The 13,878-nt window shown below is 46.7% G+C and carries 13 protein-coding genes; 4 read left to right on the forward strand and 9 right to left on the reverse strand.

Features of this window, described 5'->3' with window-relative positions; genetic code table 11:
- Window positions 1-1,222: 1,222 nt before the first annotated feature.
- The 3 genes from mch to PV02_RS09065 all read right to left on the reverse strand — a co-directional run bounded on the left by mch (window position 1,223) and on the right by PV02_RS09065 (window position 4,336).
- Window positions 1,223-2,185, reverse strand: coding sequence for a methenyltetrahydromethanopterin cyclohydrolase (gene mch / locus PV02_RS09055; protein ID WP_256623320.1), 963 nt, complete (start codon window positions 2,183-2,185; stop codon window positions 1,223-1,225).
- Window positions 2,186-2,310: 125 nt separating this feature from the next.
- The gene (locus tag PV02_RS09060) at window positions 2,311-3,789 is read right to left on the reverse strand and encodes a sensor histidine kinase (RefSeq protein WP_256623088.1); all 1,479 of its coding nucleotides are present in this window, start codon (window positions 3,787-3,789) and stop codon (window positions 2,311-2,313) included.
- A gap of 100 nt (window positions 3,790-3,889) precedes the next feature.
- Complete coding sequence (locus PV02_RS09065; protein ID WP_256623089.1) at window positions 3,890-4,336, reverse strand: hypothetical protein; 447 nt, start codon at window positions 4,334-4,336, stop codon at window positions 3,890-3,892.
- 393 nt (window positions 4,337-4,729) lie between these two features.
- Here PV02_RS09065 and PV02_RS09070 point away from each other — a divergent pair, with 393 nt between their 5' ends.
- The gene (locus PV02_RS09070) at window positions 4,730-4,948 is read left to right on the forward strand and encodes a hypothetical protein (RefSeq protein WP_256623090.1); all 219 of its coding nucleotides are present in this window, start codon (window positions 4,730-4,732) and stop codon (window positions 4,946-4,948) included.
- A 30-nt stretch (window positions 4,949-4,978) separates the two neighbouring features.
- Here the strand turns inward: PV02_RS09070 and PV02_RS09075 are convergent, their stop codons facing one another.
- The 3 genes from PV02_RS09075 to PV02_RS09085 form a co-directional block, all read right to left on the reverse strand.
- Window positions 4,979-5,209 carry a cytochrome b5 domain-containing protein gene (locus PV02_RS09075; protein WP_256623091.1) on the reverse strand — a complete coding sequence of 77 codons (231 nt, stop codon included), beginning with the start codon at window positions 5,207-5,209 and terminating at the stop codon, window positions 4,979-4,981.
- A 514-nt stretch (window positions 5,210-5,723) separates the two neighbouring features.
- On the reverse strand, window positions 5,724-5,918 hold the full coding sequence (locus PV02_RS09080) for a hypothetical protein (RefSeq protein ID WP_256623092.1): 195 nt from the start codon (window positions 5,916-5,918) through the stop codon (window positions 5,724-5,726).
- An 80-nt stretch (window positions 5,919-5,998) separates the two neighbouring features.
- Window positions 5,999-6,643, reverse strand: a complete 645-nt coding sequence (locus PV02_RS09085; protein WP_256623093.1) for a protease inhibitor I42 family protein — start codon at window positions 6,641-6,643, stop codon at window positions 5,999-6,001.
- A 338-nt stretch (window positions 6,644-6,981) separates the two neighbouring features.
- Here PV02_RS09085 and PV02_RS09090 point away from each other — a divergent pair, with 338 nt between their 5' ends.
- From PV02_RS09090 to PV02_RS09100, 3 genes are all read left to right on the forward strand, one after another.
- Window positions 6,982-9,012, forward strand: coding sequence for a copper-translocating P-type ATPase (locus PV02_RS09090; RefSeq protein ID WP_425438356.1), 2,031 nt, complete (start codon window positions 6,982-6,984; stop codon window positions 9,010-9,012).
- Window positions 9,013-9,353: 341 nt separating this feature from the next.
- Window positions 9,354-9,548, forward strand: a complete 195-nt coding sequence (locus tag PV02_RS09095) for an SHOCT domain-containing protein (protein WP_256623094.1) — start codon at window positions 9,354-9,356, stop codon at window positions 9,546-9,548.
- 2 nt (window positions 9,549-9,550) lie between these two features.
- A complete protein-coding gene (locus PV02_RS09100) occupies window positions 9,551-10,075 on the forward strand; it encodes a c-type cytochrome (protein ID WP_256623095.1) in 525 nt (174 codons plus the stop codon).
- A gap of 87 nt (window positions 10,076-10,162) precedes the next feature.
- Here PV02_RS09100 and PV02_RS09105 read toward each other — a convergent pair whose 3' ends face one another.
- The 3 genes from PV02_RS09105 to PV02_RS09115 all read right to left on the reverse strand — a co-directional run bounded on the left by PV02_RS09105 (window position 10,163) and on the right by PV02_RS09115 (window position 13,342).
- Window positions 10,163-10,300 (reverse strand): hypothetical protein, encoded by a 138-nt coding sequence (locus tag PV02_RS09105; RefSeq protein ID WP_256623096.1) that lies wholly within the window; start codon window positions 10,298-10,300, stop codon window positions 10,163-10,165.
- Between the two features lie 426 nt (window positions 10,301-10,726).
- A complete protein-coding gene (locus tag PV02_RS09110; protein WP_256623097.1) occupies window positions 10,727-11,722 on the reverse strand; it encodes a glycoside hydrolase family 130 protein in 996 nt (331 codons plus the stop codon).
- A gap of 84 nt (window positions 11,723-11,806) precedes the next feature.
- On the reverse strand, window positions 11,807-13,342 hold the full coding sequence (locus PV02_RS09115; protein ID WP_256623098.1) for an oligosaccharide flippase family protein: 1,536 nt from the start codon (window positions 13,340-13,342) through the stop codon (window positions 11,807-11,809).
- Window positions 13,343-13,878: the final 536 nt, after the last annotated feature.

A 13,878-nucleotide genomic window follows, 5' to 3' on the forward strand; every position in this document is an offset into this window, starting at 1 on the left:
CCGGTTTTGCTTTCATTCCTAACCACCGACCCAAAAAGGCCTATTTCCTTTACCTTATAGTTCCTTTTCAACTCCGGAAGCAGCTCATCCAGTCTTCCCAGAACAATATCCCTTTTGATCATATTGGTTCCCTTATGAAATCTCTGACACAGACTTTGGATGGTCTTTTTATATTATTGCTTTGGTTGGCTCTGTAGAAAACCTATTTCCTGCTGCAAACTACTTGAGGTTTTAAAAAGGATAAAATCCGGCTCTGTAGAAACCCTCGATATTCAGGCAAAATGAGAATAAACGATAATTCAAAATGTGCTGTCAGCTATTGATGATATTTGACAATTTTGATCTATAGATATTGGTTTCGATAGGTATTCTACAGAGCCAGTTTCGGTTTAAATTAAGAGCCTCCTGCAGTAGATATTTTAATTAAGAGTTCCGTTTTTTGGGCTTAGCTATAACCCTTGATATCTGTGCGGGGAATACTATACGAACAAAGCAGAATCAATAAATAAACCAGAACGTTCGCCTACGTTGAATACAATAAAGATAGTATTATGCCTGTTTCCAAACTAAAACGTTATTTACCCAAGCAGGTCAATCCTACCATCCTTAAGACCAGTCGGGAGTACCTTGAAGAGAGCAATAAAATCTCAATCAGCATCAAAGGCATTACCTGGAACACAATAAGAACAGAAACTCCAACAAGGCAATAGATCAGGAACCTCTGAGTGACGAAAATATCAAAAGAATAGAAGAGTCACTGAAAAATTTTCAGCATGGAAGATTCTACATTCAAGGTAAGATAGCGGCTGAGTTGGGACTTCGGTAATATACTCGATTCTCTATTCATCTGCTGCGCTTAAAGATCTCCAGCGATATTGCAGAAAAAGCAGTTAAGTCTATCAAAGCTACAGAGCCGATTTTCCACAATTCTTACAATAAACATCTTCTTGATTTATAGAATATGCATAGCTTGATTTGGCGGGTTTGGGTTGGTTCAGGAATATCCTGTAGGAATGTTCAGAATTGAACTGGTTGATATAGAATAGTATGAAGTGGATGTATGGTTGAGAATGATACAGAGAATATTGTAGGTATCCTTTTGATACCATCCATTATTTAAGCCATTAATATTCCAAAGGTTAAATAAAATTAAAGCAGTATCTTTAAAATACTGCTTTGCTTAAATAATATAGACACTTTTTTTGCCTACAAGGATTCTTTATTACACTTCTTTGACCTTGAAGGATTCCAGAAGGATACCGGGGTTGGTCTTCCCGCTGGTGAAGGACTTCTTGGACTTGAGGTCGTTGATGGTTATCTTTGCAGGGGCGAACATGCCTGCATCCACCTTGAAGAAATCAAAGCCGGCTTCCTTGAAGGTTGTGTAGAAGGGCTTGCCGAAGTCCTTTGATGTTGTGGAGGGTGCTTTCTTCACGAAGTCCTCGAGCTTCTCGGCGTCTCCGTACTCCACTGTGTAGTATGTCTCACCGCAGTAGATGATACAGTCGTTGGTGGAACCCATGCATTTTGTGTCGTCGCCTACTATGGGTGCTATCGGGGCGACACCAAAGCCGCTCTTGATGGTGTTGATATCGAAGCCGATGGATTCGAGCTTGTGGATACCGGTCTCCACGACACGGGCTGAGATCTGCACGCTGCCTGCGATGGAAGCTGTGGGTGCCACTGCGATATAGACATTCTCCGGGTCAACGCTGCAGTGCTTGGCTATGTACTCGACTACCTCCTCAGTGGGAAGGGCGCTTGACTCCATGACAAGTACCGCGAATTCTGAGTCGTCCTTGTAGCCGATCTCCTCGTAGAGCTCCTTTGGCTTGAGGCCAAGTGCCCTTGCAGGACCTGAGCCCATACCGAAGTACTTGCCCACGGATATCCTCCAGCCTGCGTACTGGGAAGCCATGCACGCAACTGTCGGGTGGTCTGTAGCTACCTGTATTGCAGGCATTGGGAGCCCGCCAATATCGACTTTCGTGTAATTGAGATCTGCAAGGTCTGCAAGACAGAGGCGTGACAGGTACATGCCCGCATCATAGCCGCCTTCCATGTTGACACCACAGTCGATGACAGTTGCACCATTGTCGAGCTCCATGGATTTTATCTTGAGCTCCTCTTCCCAGTCAAGCATCTCGTCGATGATCGCAATTCCCTTTTCGTTGACACTTATCACGCTATCACTCTTGTACAGTTGATTGACTGTCATTATACAGGGAAGCATATATAGGTTTCGAAAATCAGCATGCCACCGGGCGTGGATAAGATATGTCACTTAACGTCACTTAACTGAAAAACATCTCATTCAGCTTTTTTCAGGGTCAGCCAGAAAACACTTCCCTGCCCTTCAGGATTATCAAGCACTCCGACCTGTTCGTTATGCAGGTCAATGATCCTTTTGACAATGGCAAGCCCTATACCCGTGCCCCTCACACTATCTTTATGCAGGCGCTTGAAACGTTCAAAGACAGCAAGCTTGTCCTTATCAGGAATACCTTCACCCTGGTCTGCGACACTGATCTTCCATTTGTCTCCGGCATCGTCTATCCTGACCTTGATCAGACTTTCATCTGCAGTATACTTCACGGCATTTGACACCAGGTTACTGAACACCCGCTCTATCATCGGGTTGACCACGGCAGGATAAGCTCCCTCGAAAAGGAGATCAATATTGACACCTTTGCTCTGCATGTCAATGGAGAAGTTATCGACCGAATCCGCCAGAAGTGAAGCGACATCCATCCTTACGAAACCAATTTCCTCAATGGATTCCAGCTTTGCAAGATGGGCAGCGCCCTCTATAAGATCTATGAGCTTGCTGGTGGATCTGGAGATGTTCTCAATAATGGATCTTTTCCGCTCATCCATTTCCGCTTCAATAAGCAGCTCGCTGAAAGATTTGATGAGGCCCGCAGGGTTCAGAAGATCATGCCGCATGATATCGGTGAAGAGATCCTTGAGCTCGTTGGAGCGCTCCAGCTGGCGGGCATACTCGTGCAGCTGCACCTCTGCTTTTTTCCTCTCAGTGACATCTTCCCCGGAGATGAGTATCCCTGAGAAGTTGCCTTTGTCATCTTTGAGGAGGGAGTCATACCAAAGAAAAGAGCGTTCTTCCCCGCTGCTTATAATAAGCGGGTACTCATGATATTCACACATCCGGATCGAGCCTTTTAGAAGCTCATCATAGGTTCGCCTCACCTGAGAGGAATAGTTCTCCGGCACGAAGGAGCTTATCCAGTTCTTGCCAAGCGTCTTTTCCTTTTTGTAGCCAAGGAAGTCGGAGCCTTTCTTGTTGATATGCACAAGATTGTAGTTCTGGTCCAGAACTGCTATCAGTACGCCTACATAGTCCAGATAGTCATAGGCTTTGTTGCGGTCCATTAGCAGGGCGTCATGCTGCTGCTTTATCCTGAGGAGGGAGGAGATCTTCTTATCCAGCTCGAACTTGCCTACGGGCTTTTTAAGGAATTCGTCGGCGCCTGCCTCTATACCTTTCTGGTGGTCCTCTTTGGAAGTGAGGGCCGTTATCATGATTATCGGGATGAAGTCGATCCTGTATTCATGCCTGATGATCCTGCAGACCTCGTATCCATCCATGTCAGGCATCATCACGTCAAGTAAAATGAGATCAGGCATCTCATTTTTTACTTTATCGAGCGCATCTTTCCCATTGTAGGCCGTAATGACCTCATAATCATTATTCAGGTACGCACGCATGAGCTCTACATTCAGCAGCTCGTCGTCAACAACAAGTATCCTCGGTCTGGCTCCGCTGGTCATATAATAAAGTGTAGTATAAACTTATATTTATATAAAATTACCGTAATAAATGCATGGGTTTTGCCTCCTGCGGCAAAAAGGAAATTAGTGTGCGAAGTTATCAAGGATTATCAATGATCTCAACAGATATGAGCCTCACATAGTCGATAAAAGGTTCAAGGTTGACTATCTCATCCTTTGTAAGGCCGCGTGCATCAAAAACAAAACTTCCTTCTACAGTCATTGAAGAACCGGGAGTCAGGCTTTCATTGACTGTGATGGAAGTGTCTTCCGTGATTATCCTGTCTGATATACCTTCACTGAAAACAGGCTCTGCCACAGAAACATTCACCGTCTGCCCCCTTCCGTTGTAGAGTACAAAGCTATAGGAGTAGACCTGCCGGTCTGTGGTGTTCTCACTGAGTGCACCTATTGCAGCCGAACTTTCGGTGATTCTCAGTTCCTCTGATGCGGCAGGCTCAGCGGTAAGCATGAGAGGTACCAGCACTACCAGAATGCCTGCGATAAAAGCAATACCACAATAAAAGAGATTCCTGTTAAGATGCATTTTCCAGAATATGGAGAATATGACATTAATACTTTTTTAGACGCATGCTGCCAGCGTCATTAAATGTGGGTATGAGGCGCGATGATAAGATCTCAAGATCTCAAAGCATTTGATACTTGTTGGCCTGCTAACATTATGCTGGTTGGCCTGTTAGCACTATTGTTGGTTGGTCTGCACAATATCTCACAAGGACGTCATGACATTTCGCGCCCCGTTCTCCCCAAAATAATATTGGCAGGCTGCTATAAATAATTACTGAATATTATCTGCAAAATTCGGCCTGTATAATTTTACCTGCATAGAATACCAGAAGATGCTGCAACATATTTATAATAGAGTACGCATAATATTATTCTCAGAACTATTTCAGTATAGAACCGAAGAGAGTAAAAAATGAACTGCTCAACCTGCGATTATAGAAGATCCATCCCCTTGTATACCAAGTGTGCAGGGATAGCCGGCAGGTGCAGAGCCGGCACATCATACTATTGCAGCCATCCGGAGATAGGGAACCCGGTGCCCCTTATTCCTGCAGATCGCTGCGTGCTCGATGACTGCCCTGTGATAAAGAACCTGAATGATGCCTCGGCACATCCCGGGACAGCCGGATGACACCTGTGCTGGCCCCGGGGTGCGAACCCGTCAGTCCACTAATTCCCCTATGACCTTGTAATCGTCAAAGACCTCTTCAGCATGGGGTGCATCATCCATCTGTTCCGTCAGTTCACGGCCGCCTTCATGTTCGTAATGCTCCCCGTCAAACCATGTATTGCTGTCGGTAACGTCGTAAACCTTGCCCTTGTAGGCCACATAGATCTCTTTCGACTTCTTGCCATCATACTTTGAAAGTTCTTCCCTTGTAAATTCCCTCATGATCCTGCTCCTGTTGATCCTCACATTCATGTGTGCCGCTAAAGTTCATATCTCTTTGCACCGGTAAGGCTCTTTGTGGATTCTTCTGCCGGCTATATTGTACAGAACACAGGAACTGAAACAACAGCAGGATATTATATCTGAAAATATGGGAAGGAGCTGAGGAAAGGATAATAGGCAAGGAATACTATAAGAGGGACCCGTTGAGCAAGGTCAGGCCATGCGCTTAAGCTTGACTGCAAGGACAGAGGCGCCCAAAAGCGTGGTGGTTTTTCGGACACCTCACCTTTCCTTGATTTCGTTTTTCAATGTACCGTTTTTCGTTGTATCCGTTTTTATGACCAACCACCCTAAGAAAATTATTTTCTTAGAACACGGGTCTAATGCACAAATTGTGCACATCCTACAAAAAGATGCCTATATAGGTACTTATATATAAAAAGATAGTCTATATAGAACATTAAAAATAACAGAGTAATTATAGAGGCGAAAAAGACTATTCCACTTTTCTGGATTAGTTCTTATCTTTCCTTTTATTTGAAGCGGTGTTATGTGAACCCTGACACCATGCATCGATCTCAAGGTCACCGGCGCTCTTTGTGCCGGAACCATCCTCAGTGATCTCACACCAGCTCTCTATCTCACTGTCAAGGGAGGGCAGTTCAATGTCCTTTACAGGCTTCTCTTTTTTACTATCTTTGTTGTCCATCCGATTATCTCCTTCTACAAATGAATATAAGCTCTGCCGATAAGAAAATGCCTGCATGGGGTACTGCAGGCAATTCCTAATCATGACCCGGAAACTGCTTCAATGGACCTTATTTCCACAAGCTGTCCCCACATGTGGAAGCTTGCCATATCCTCTGCAGGATACGCTGTGAACTCCACTTCCAGCCCGTCCTCCCTGAACTCCTCTCCAAGGTTCAGCGGATCATAGTTTACATCATCATCGCCTGCTATCCCATAGAATCCGCCCTCCAGGTCCATATAGACCACAGTACCGGTCGTACGGATCATGGCTTCAGGAGTCACGGCATTAACTGTGAGTTCAAAGGTTTCCTCACTTCCCTTAATATCCTCCCAGGGGCGCTTGTAAACAGCAGAGATGTTATGGATGCCTTCTTCTGCAACTTCGAATGTCCAGTTGTGCACACCACCTGCGCCTACTACTCCTTCGGCTGCGGGATCCTGCACATACTCATCATCCACCGGAGAAAGACCCGGACTTGCCGACACTTTCCATGAGTATCCTGTTGTCGGGTTCTCCCTAAGGCTTATTACCAGTATATCCCCTTTTAGGGCTCTTATAGGGGATGTGTTATTGTCTTCAGTGTAGACTGAAGTCATAGGCTCGAATGATGGAGTGTTGTTATCTGCAGATGCATCCGACCCTTCAGGAATATTTGCTCCTTCATCTTCCGTGCCGTTATCCATAATACTGCTGCCGGTATCAGTGCATCCTGATGTAATAGCTGCTAATGCAATAATCCCGACTATAAGTAAAAGACCTGCCTTTGTCGTAGCATATTCCTCCTGTATGTAAAAAAAGCGTTCTGTATATTTATGTCTTGTTTAGACTGCAGGTCTGTCCGCAGCCTTTTTACCTATTTTCATTGCCCATTGTCCTTCGACTGTTCTGTCAGTCTGACTCTTGCTTATATATCAGCATTGACAAACAATTAAATGTACATTCGGTCATAAAATAATACGGCTGATAGACACATGTCGCAGCAATTCCGGAGAGTGGGCCGGAAAAGTAGGAGATAGTGGCAATGGATTCCGGACATAAACACATGCATGGTGATAAAACAGATGAGAAGACACCTGAAGAACAGAAGCACCTCATGAAACAGGCGGAGCACAGGGATCATCATACGGGCATGCTTGAAGACTTTAAAAGAAGGTTCGTAATTTCAGTCATTTTAAGTATACCGGTCCTTGTCCTGTCAGCTCACATACAGGCTTTTTTCGGCTTCGAATTAACGTTCCCCGGAGATGAGATAGCGGTATTCGTGCTATCCTCAGTGATATACTTCTATGGAGGATATCCGTTCCTTACAGGCTTCTTCAATGAGCTCAGGACAAAGACCCCGGGCATGATGACACTGATAGCTGTTGCGATTACTGTGGCCTACATATACAGCTCTGCGGTGATTTTCGGTCTTGAGGGAGAGGTGTTCTTCTGGGAACTGGTCACCCTTATAGACATCATGCTCCTTGGCCACTGGCTCGAGATGCGCTCCGTGATGGGAGCCTCGAGGGCACTGGAGGAACTGGTCAGGATAATGCCCTCTGTTGCCCACCTGGTAAAGGATGACAAAGTAGTGGACGTGCAAGTCGAAGAACTTAAAGTGGGGGACAGTGTGCTTGTCAAGCCCGGAGAGAAAGTTCCGGTTGATGGTGTTGTCACCAGAGGCGGGAGCAGTGTCAACGAGGCCATGCTGACAGGGGAATCATTGCCGGTGCAGAAGAAAGCAGGAGACACCGTCATAGGAGGATCTGTCAACGGGGAAGGTTCTATTGAGGCAGAGGTCCGCAAGACAGGCAAAGATACCTACCTTAGCCAGGTCATCGACCTTGTGGAGAGCGCGCAGGGCAGCAGGTCAAGAACTCAGGACCTGGCAAACCGGGCAGCCCTTGTGCTTACCGTAATAGCCCTGAGTGTGGGTATCCTGACCCTTGCAGCATGGCTGTATTTTGGAAGTACCTTTGTCTTTGCACTGGAAAGAGCAGTGACCGTCATGGTTATCGCCTGTCCCCACGCCCTCGGTCTGGCCATACCCCTTGTGGTGGCTGTGTCCACTTCCCTTGCAGCTAACTCCGGCCTGCTTATCCGGGACCGGCAGGCTTTTGAGAGAGCAAGGGACCTGCAGGCGATCATATTCGATAAGACTGGCACCCTTACCGAAGGAAAGTTCGGGGTCACCGATATAGTACCCCTGGCAGATATGAACCGGGAGGATATACTCAGGCTCACGGCCTCGCTTGAGTCAAATTCCGGTCACCCGATAGCAGTGGGTATTACTGACAGCGCCAGGCAGAAAGGCCTTGACATAAAAAGTCCGGAGAGCTTCAACTCCATTCCCGGCAAAGGCGTGGAGGGCGTTGTGGAAGGCAGGAAACTTAAAGTCGTCAGTCCGGGATACCTACGTGAGACAGGGATCAGCATCGGTGATGAGAGTGTAGGCAATGTTGAGAAGCAAGGCAAGACTGTCGTTTTCCTTCTGGAGGAAGAAAGGCCTCTTGGAGCCCTAGGGCTTGCAGATCTTGTCAGGCGGGAGTCAAGGGAAGCCATAGACCGGCTGAAATCCATGGATATAAAATGCATGATGCTCACAGGCGATAATGAGTTCGTTGCCAGGTGGGTGTCTGAGGAACTGGGACTTGATGAATACTTTGCAGGGGTGCTGCCTCACCAGAAGGCTGAGAAGGTAAAGGAAGTGCAGCAGAAGTACATCGTAGCCATGGTAGGCGACGGCGTGAACGATGCCCCTGCGCTTGTTCAGGCAAATGTGGGCATTGCCATTGGAGCCGGTACGGATGTAGCCATCGAGAGTGCGGATATCGTACTCGTGAAGAACGATCCCAGGAATGTTGCGGACATAGCCGTACTCGCCAGGAAGACCTACTCCAAGATGTTCCAGAACCTGCTCTGGGCTACGGGCTACAACGCCTTTGCAATTCCCCTGGCAGCCGGGGTGCTCTATACTTCCGGCATTTTCCTCACTCCTGCAGCAGGGGCTTTCCTGATGAGTATCAGCACTGTTATTGTTGCCATCAATGCGAAGACACTCAGGATGTGACATCTCTTATGACATGATGCAAACATCAAAAGATATATTAGATATTAAAGTAGAGTAATTGTGTAGACTAAAAGGGAGTCTTAAGGGGGAATCAATGAAATGATCCAGGCAATAATACAGGGATGGTTAGTGAAGAAGATGATGGCTTTGCCCACGTGGCTTTTGATGGCATTGGGTGCTGTCATGGTAGTTAACTGGGTACGTGGGCGCAGGAAGGGTAGCGCTTAAGGTATGTGTTTTTTCCATTGTGTATGCATAATACACTGCATTTTTTATACAGAGTGGAGGTAAAATGAATGAACCCTGTGAACAGTATGATAGGATATTATGGCTTTTTTCCTATGTTGATAATGATGCTATTCTGGATAATGCTCACAATAGGAATAGTGCTGCTGGTAAAATGGTTCATTGATCAGAACAAAGGTCAAAGCGAAACAAAAGAAGTGACTGCCATGGAAGCAGCACAGCTGCGTTATGCGAGAGGGGAGATCAGCAGGGAAGAGTTTGAAGAGATCAGAAGGAACCTGGAGGAATAGGCGTGGCAAGAAAGAATCTAGTGGTGATAGCACTTGCACTGATAGTTGCAGGTATAGCCGGACTGGTGTATCTTGCTTCCATCCCGGGGTACGTTCCCGGCATCAGGGGTCCCGGATATCCTGACACTGCATATCCCGTTAATGAGGATACTCTGGAGGCCGACTATGAGTCCAACGGGCAGATGATCTACTATACCGGATATAACGAGACAGGCCAGCGGATCGACACAAGCGGCGGACCTCACTGGCTCTATGTGCATGGAGGCAGCTGTGTCCACTGTCATGGAGAAGACGGAAAAGGAGGAGTGCCTGTAATGATGGGATATGTAGTGCCAGCCGATATAACCTATGAAGGGCTCATTTCAGATGAACATGCCGAACATGAACCCTACACGGATGAGACTCTCAGAAGGGCCATAAGATCAGGGATAGACCCGGAAGGCCGTCCTCTTGACGCAACCATGCCAAGATGGGATATGACGGATGAGGATATAAGCGATCTGATAGATTATTTGAAGACTCTCTGAAAAAAGGAAAATCGCCTGTGGACAGGCAGTATTTTACTGACCTGATGTCATGTACAGGCAGGTAAAAGGAAATGTCAGTGAGAATTCTCACCTTTCCCTTTCATGCTTTCCTTCTTCGACCATGGCCAGTCTGGCACCACAGGTATCACACTTTCCTTCAGCTGTGACCTGGGGCTGCTTTTCAACATCATGGCCGCATATCCCGCATTTCTCCATATATCTCACCTCCCCTCCTGAATATGGCTACTTTATAGTCTGTCTTTATCGTGTATAAACCTGATCGCCACTACAGTGTCAATAGAACATTGTTTCTGCATAATGCTAGCATCATTGACATCAAAGGCCGGTAGTATCTTACGGATATAATATTATATGAATCATTGAAATTCAGCAGTGATATAATATTTTCAGGTTCGCGAAAAGTAGAATGTTATGTTCGTTTAATACAGGTTTATCTTAAATAAAATAATATCTAACTGTTTCATGCGGGTTAACGGATCAAGGGGTAACAGGCCACAAAGGGTAAACCGAAGAGATATCGGGGAATATCTCATACTGAAAGGGTGAAACGCTGCAAGGTGGCATGTTCATCAGGCGCCTCACCCTTCCTAAAGATAGGGAGATATAGGGAGATTATCCCGCAATCCTGACTTACCATTTCTCCATGTAATCAAGGATCTCTTCCAGGCTTGCTGTTGCCACTGCCACGCAGGTGTCCGCACCTCCGTAGTACATCCTGACCTCATCACCTTCGAGCACCCAGCCGCAGGGAAAGACTACCTCGTTCACGTCACCTACTCTTTCATAGTTCTCACGGGGACCGAATAGCCACTCATCGGCTCTTTTTAACACTACTGTAGGATCCTCCAGATCAAGTAGTGCAAGTCCCAGTTTGTAACTTATTTTAGCTTCAGTGTGCCTTACTCCATGATACATGACAAGCCAACCCTTATCAGTCCTTAAAGGCTGAGGGGACAGGCCTATCTTGTTCGCGTCCCACCATCCTCCGTCACGGGCATGAAGCAGGACCTGGTGTTCTCCCCACTGTTTCATATCCGTGGAGAATGAAATCCACATGTTGGCCTTGGCCATGCCACCTGCCACAGGCCTGTGGATAAGGGCCCATCTGCCTTCGAACCTGACAGGGAATAGGGCTGCGTCCTTGTTCTCCGGGGGGAGCACTGAGCCAATGCGCTCGAATGTCTTAAAATCCCTGGTCCTTGCCATTGAAGGCAGGGGGCCTGAAGATGAGAAAGATGTATAGGCTATATACCACTGCTTCTCATCTTCAACATAAGTAATACGCGCATCCTCGATGCCATACTCTTCTTCAGGATAGTTCTCCGGATCAGCCGTGAAAGTGGGGTGCGGATCTATTTCCCAGTTATCATAGCCGTTCTTGCTGCGTGCAACAGTAAGATGAGAGAAACCCCTGTGATCCTCCACCCTGACCAACAGCAGGGTTTCCCCGTCAACAATTACTGCTGCGGGGTTGAACACGGAGTTGGCCGGGTAGGGCCAGTCCCCTGCGGTAAGTATGGGATTGTCCTTGTACCTTTTAAAGAGCCCGTAATTTCCCACAGGCTCATTGATACTATAGCTTGCTGTTTTGCTCTCTGCAGATACACATCCTTCCAATGATCCCATTCTGATCCACCCGATAATTCCCATATTGTTCAGCTAATGTTAATTAAATATTGACCGACCTAATATAGCAACTTTTGTTTTATCTCATACATTCCTGAGTGTACCGGGTACAAAGACACCAATAGTGCGCCAGACATTTGTGCGCACCTGCCTGGCTATTGTCCTGTCATCGTCGTCAATCACGCCTGAATACTGGCAGACAGCAAGGTACACCATTGCGAACATGCCATAAACCAGAAGCATACTGGCTGCAGGGAGCACGAACTTAAGCACCATCATCACAGCTACGAGAGATACGCAGATGACCGTGAATTTCCTGTAGGCCATAGTGAACGGATGCATCCTGTGGGTTCTCCATGCCCTCATGGTCATGAGAAGCTCGATGCTTGCAAAGGACACTGCCGATGCCGCGGCTGCTCCTATCATGCCATGCTGCGGTATGAGCATGAAGTTCAGGACTACATTTATCACAGCACTTGCAGTTGAGCATTTCATCAGGAAGCCGGAGTCGCCAACTGCCATTATTGTGTGGTAGTTGAACCCGAAATAGGCGTTTGTTATGAAACCCAGGGCAAGTATCCTCAGCACCGTGGCTCCCATTGCGTAGTCCGGACCGTACAGCCTGGTGAGTATGGCTTCCGGGTACACGAACATAAGCACGAATATGGGGAATGAGAGGACAAAGCACCATTTCGTGACTATCTGGTAGAGGGACTCAAGGATGTCCCTGCGGCCCTCGCCCCATATCCTGGAAGCTACCGGGATGTACACAAAGCCCATGGATGTTATTATGATAGTAAGGAAGCTGACCAGCGGATAGACTGCGCTGTATATGCCTACTACCTGTGATGACTTGAAGTAGCCTAGCATTATGGTATCGGTCCATGTCATAAGATTTAGCAGGGTTGCGCTTATGAGCAGCGGGAACGAGTACTTGACAAGCTGCTTTGTAGGCTCGCTGAAGCGGATCTTGAGCTCAGGCTTGAAAGGCGGGTGCTTTATGAAATATACCACCATCAGGCCGAATGTGAAAACCATTGAGAGTAGGTCCGCAAGCACGAAGGTATGCAGGGATACGCCCGCAAGCACTGCTATGGAAACAAAGGCCCACAGGGATACGGGTCTTATCACGTCATAGAAGTACATATTGACGTTCGTGCGGTCGAATCCTCTGTAGATGGCTATGGCTATGTTGAGAAATATCGTCAGCGGGATCGCGAAGATCATTATCCTGATTATTGAAGCTATGTTCTCCTGGGTATCGAACATTCCCGCTGCCGCTCTTTCGAATACTATAGGCGACAGGAACATTGCCACTACGCCAGCCACCAGTCCCATGAGCAGGCCTGATACTACGATTTCCTGTATCTTGTGGTCTTCTTTCTTTCCTCTGAAGTATGCGATATATCTAGGTACACCCTCATGCAGGCCCAGCGTGGCTATAGCGCCTGTAAGGGATATAACTGTCAGTGCGAGTGAATAAGTGCCGAAGTCTGTCTGGGACAGGTTCCTTGTGAGCACTCCCTTGATGAGGATATTCAGGAGGAGTCCGCTGATAGTACCTGCGAATATTACTCCTGAACCTATCACTATTCTGTTTACGGATTCGTTAAGGGACATCTAGTTACCATCCATTCGTTGTTAGTAACCAGTCTGTGGATGAGCCATGATCCGGGGAGCTGACGCTATTTTACAGTAACCCGTGGGTGCGTGTGGTGGGTGCATAGCCACGGCTCTGAACAGCATTCAGCCGTAATCACTTCTATATGCTCCACGTGGTGGTTTGTTGAGCAATTAGTCGACAACATGTACATGATATATAAAGGTTATTATCCATTATCTCTTATAAAATTATAACTATGTGCTCTTGGACAAGTATTTATTACTGTAGAAGATAATATAAATCAGTAAGAGATATCTGTATAATTGTTATACAAACCGGACCTGCATAAAATAAACAGGCGGCTGGGCCCCATCATAAGGGGTTTTTCCCATATCCGTACGTTCCTTATGCCGGAAATATACTATAGAGACAGAAATAAAGTAAAGAACAAAATTACACGCTTAGAAATTTGCTTGTGAATAAGGTTAAATAAGATGCCTCCCAATATGCATTTAGGGAATCTGGCCGCCTAAAAGCAAAAACAGGTGGACAG

The organism is Methanolobus chelungpuianus (assembly GCF_024500045.1).
Taxonomy (GTDB): Archaea; Halobacteriota; Methanosarcinia; order Methanosarcinales; family Methanosarcinaceae; genus Methanolobus; species Methanolobus chelungpuianus.

Coding starts and splice junctions, on each gene's coding strand:
- PV02_RS09060 (WP_256623088.1), bottom strand. CDS start 3,789: ATGACCAGCGGAGCCAGACCGAGGATACTTGTTGTTGACGACGAGCTG.
- PV02_RS09065 (WP_256623089.1), bottom strand. CDS start 4,336: ATGCATCTTAACAGGAATCTCTTTTATTGTGGTATTGCTTTTATCGCA.
- PV02_RS09070 (WP_256623090.1), top strand. CDS start 4,730: ATGAACTGCTCAACCTGCGATTATAGAAGATCCATCCCCTTGTATACC.
- PV02_RS09075 (WP_256623091.1), bottom strand. CDS start 5,209: ATGAGGGAATTTACAAGGGAAGAACTTTCAAAGTATGATGGCAAGAAG.
- PV02_RS09080 (WP_256623092.1), bottom strand. CDS start 5,918: ATGGACAACAAAGATAGTAAAAAAGAGAAGCCTGTAAAGGACATTGAA.
- PV02_RS09085 (WP_256623093.1), bottom strand. CDS start 6,643: ATGGATAACGGCACGGAAGATGAAGGAGCAAATATTCCTGAAGGGTCG.
- PV02_RS09090 (WP_425438356.1), top strand. CDS start 6,982: ATGGATTCCGGACATAAACACATGCATGGTGATAAAACAGATGAGAAG.
- PV02_RS09095 (WP_256623094.1), top strand. CDS start 9,354: ATGTTGATAATGATGCTATTCTGGATAATGCTCACAATAGGAATAGTG.
- PV02_RS09110 (WP_256623097.1), bottom strand. CDS start 11,722: ATGGGATCATTGGAAGGATGTGTATCTGCAGAGAGCAAAACAGCAAGC.
- PV02_RS09115 (WP_256623098.1), bottom strand. CDS start 13,342: ATGTCCCTTAACGAATCCGTAAACAGAATAGTGATAGGTTCAGGAGTA.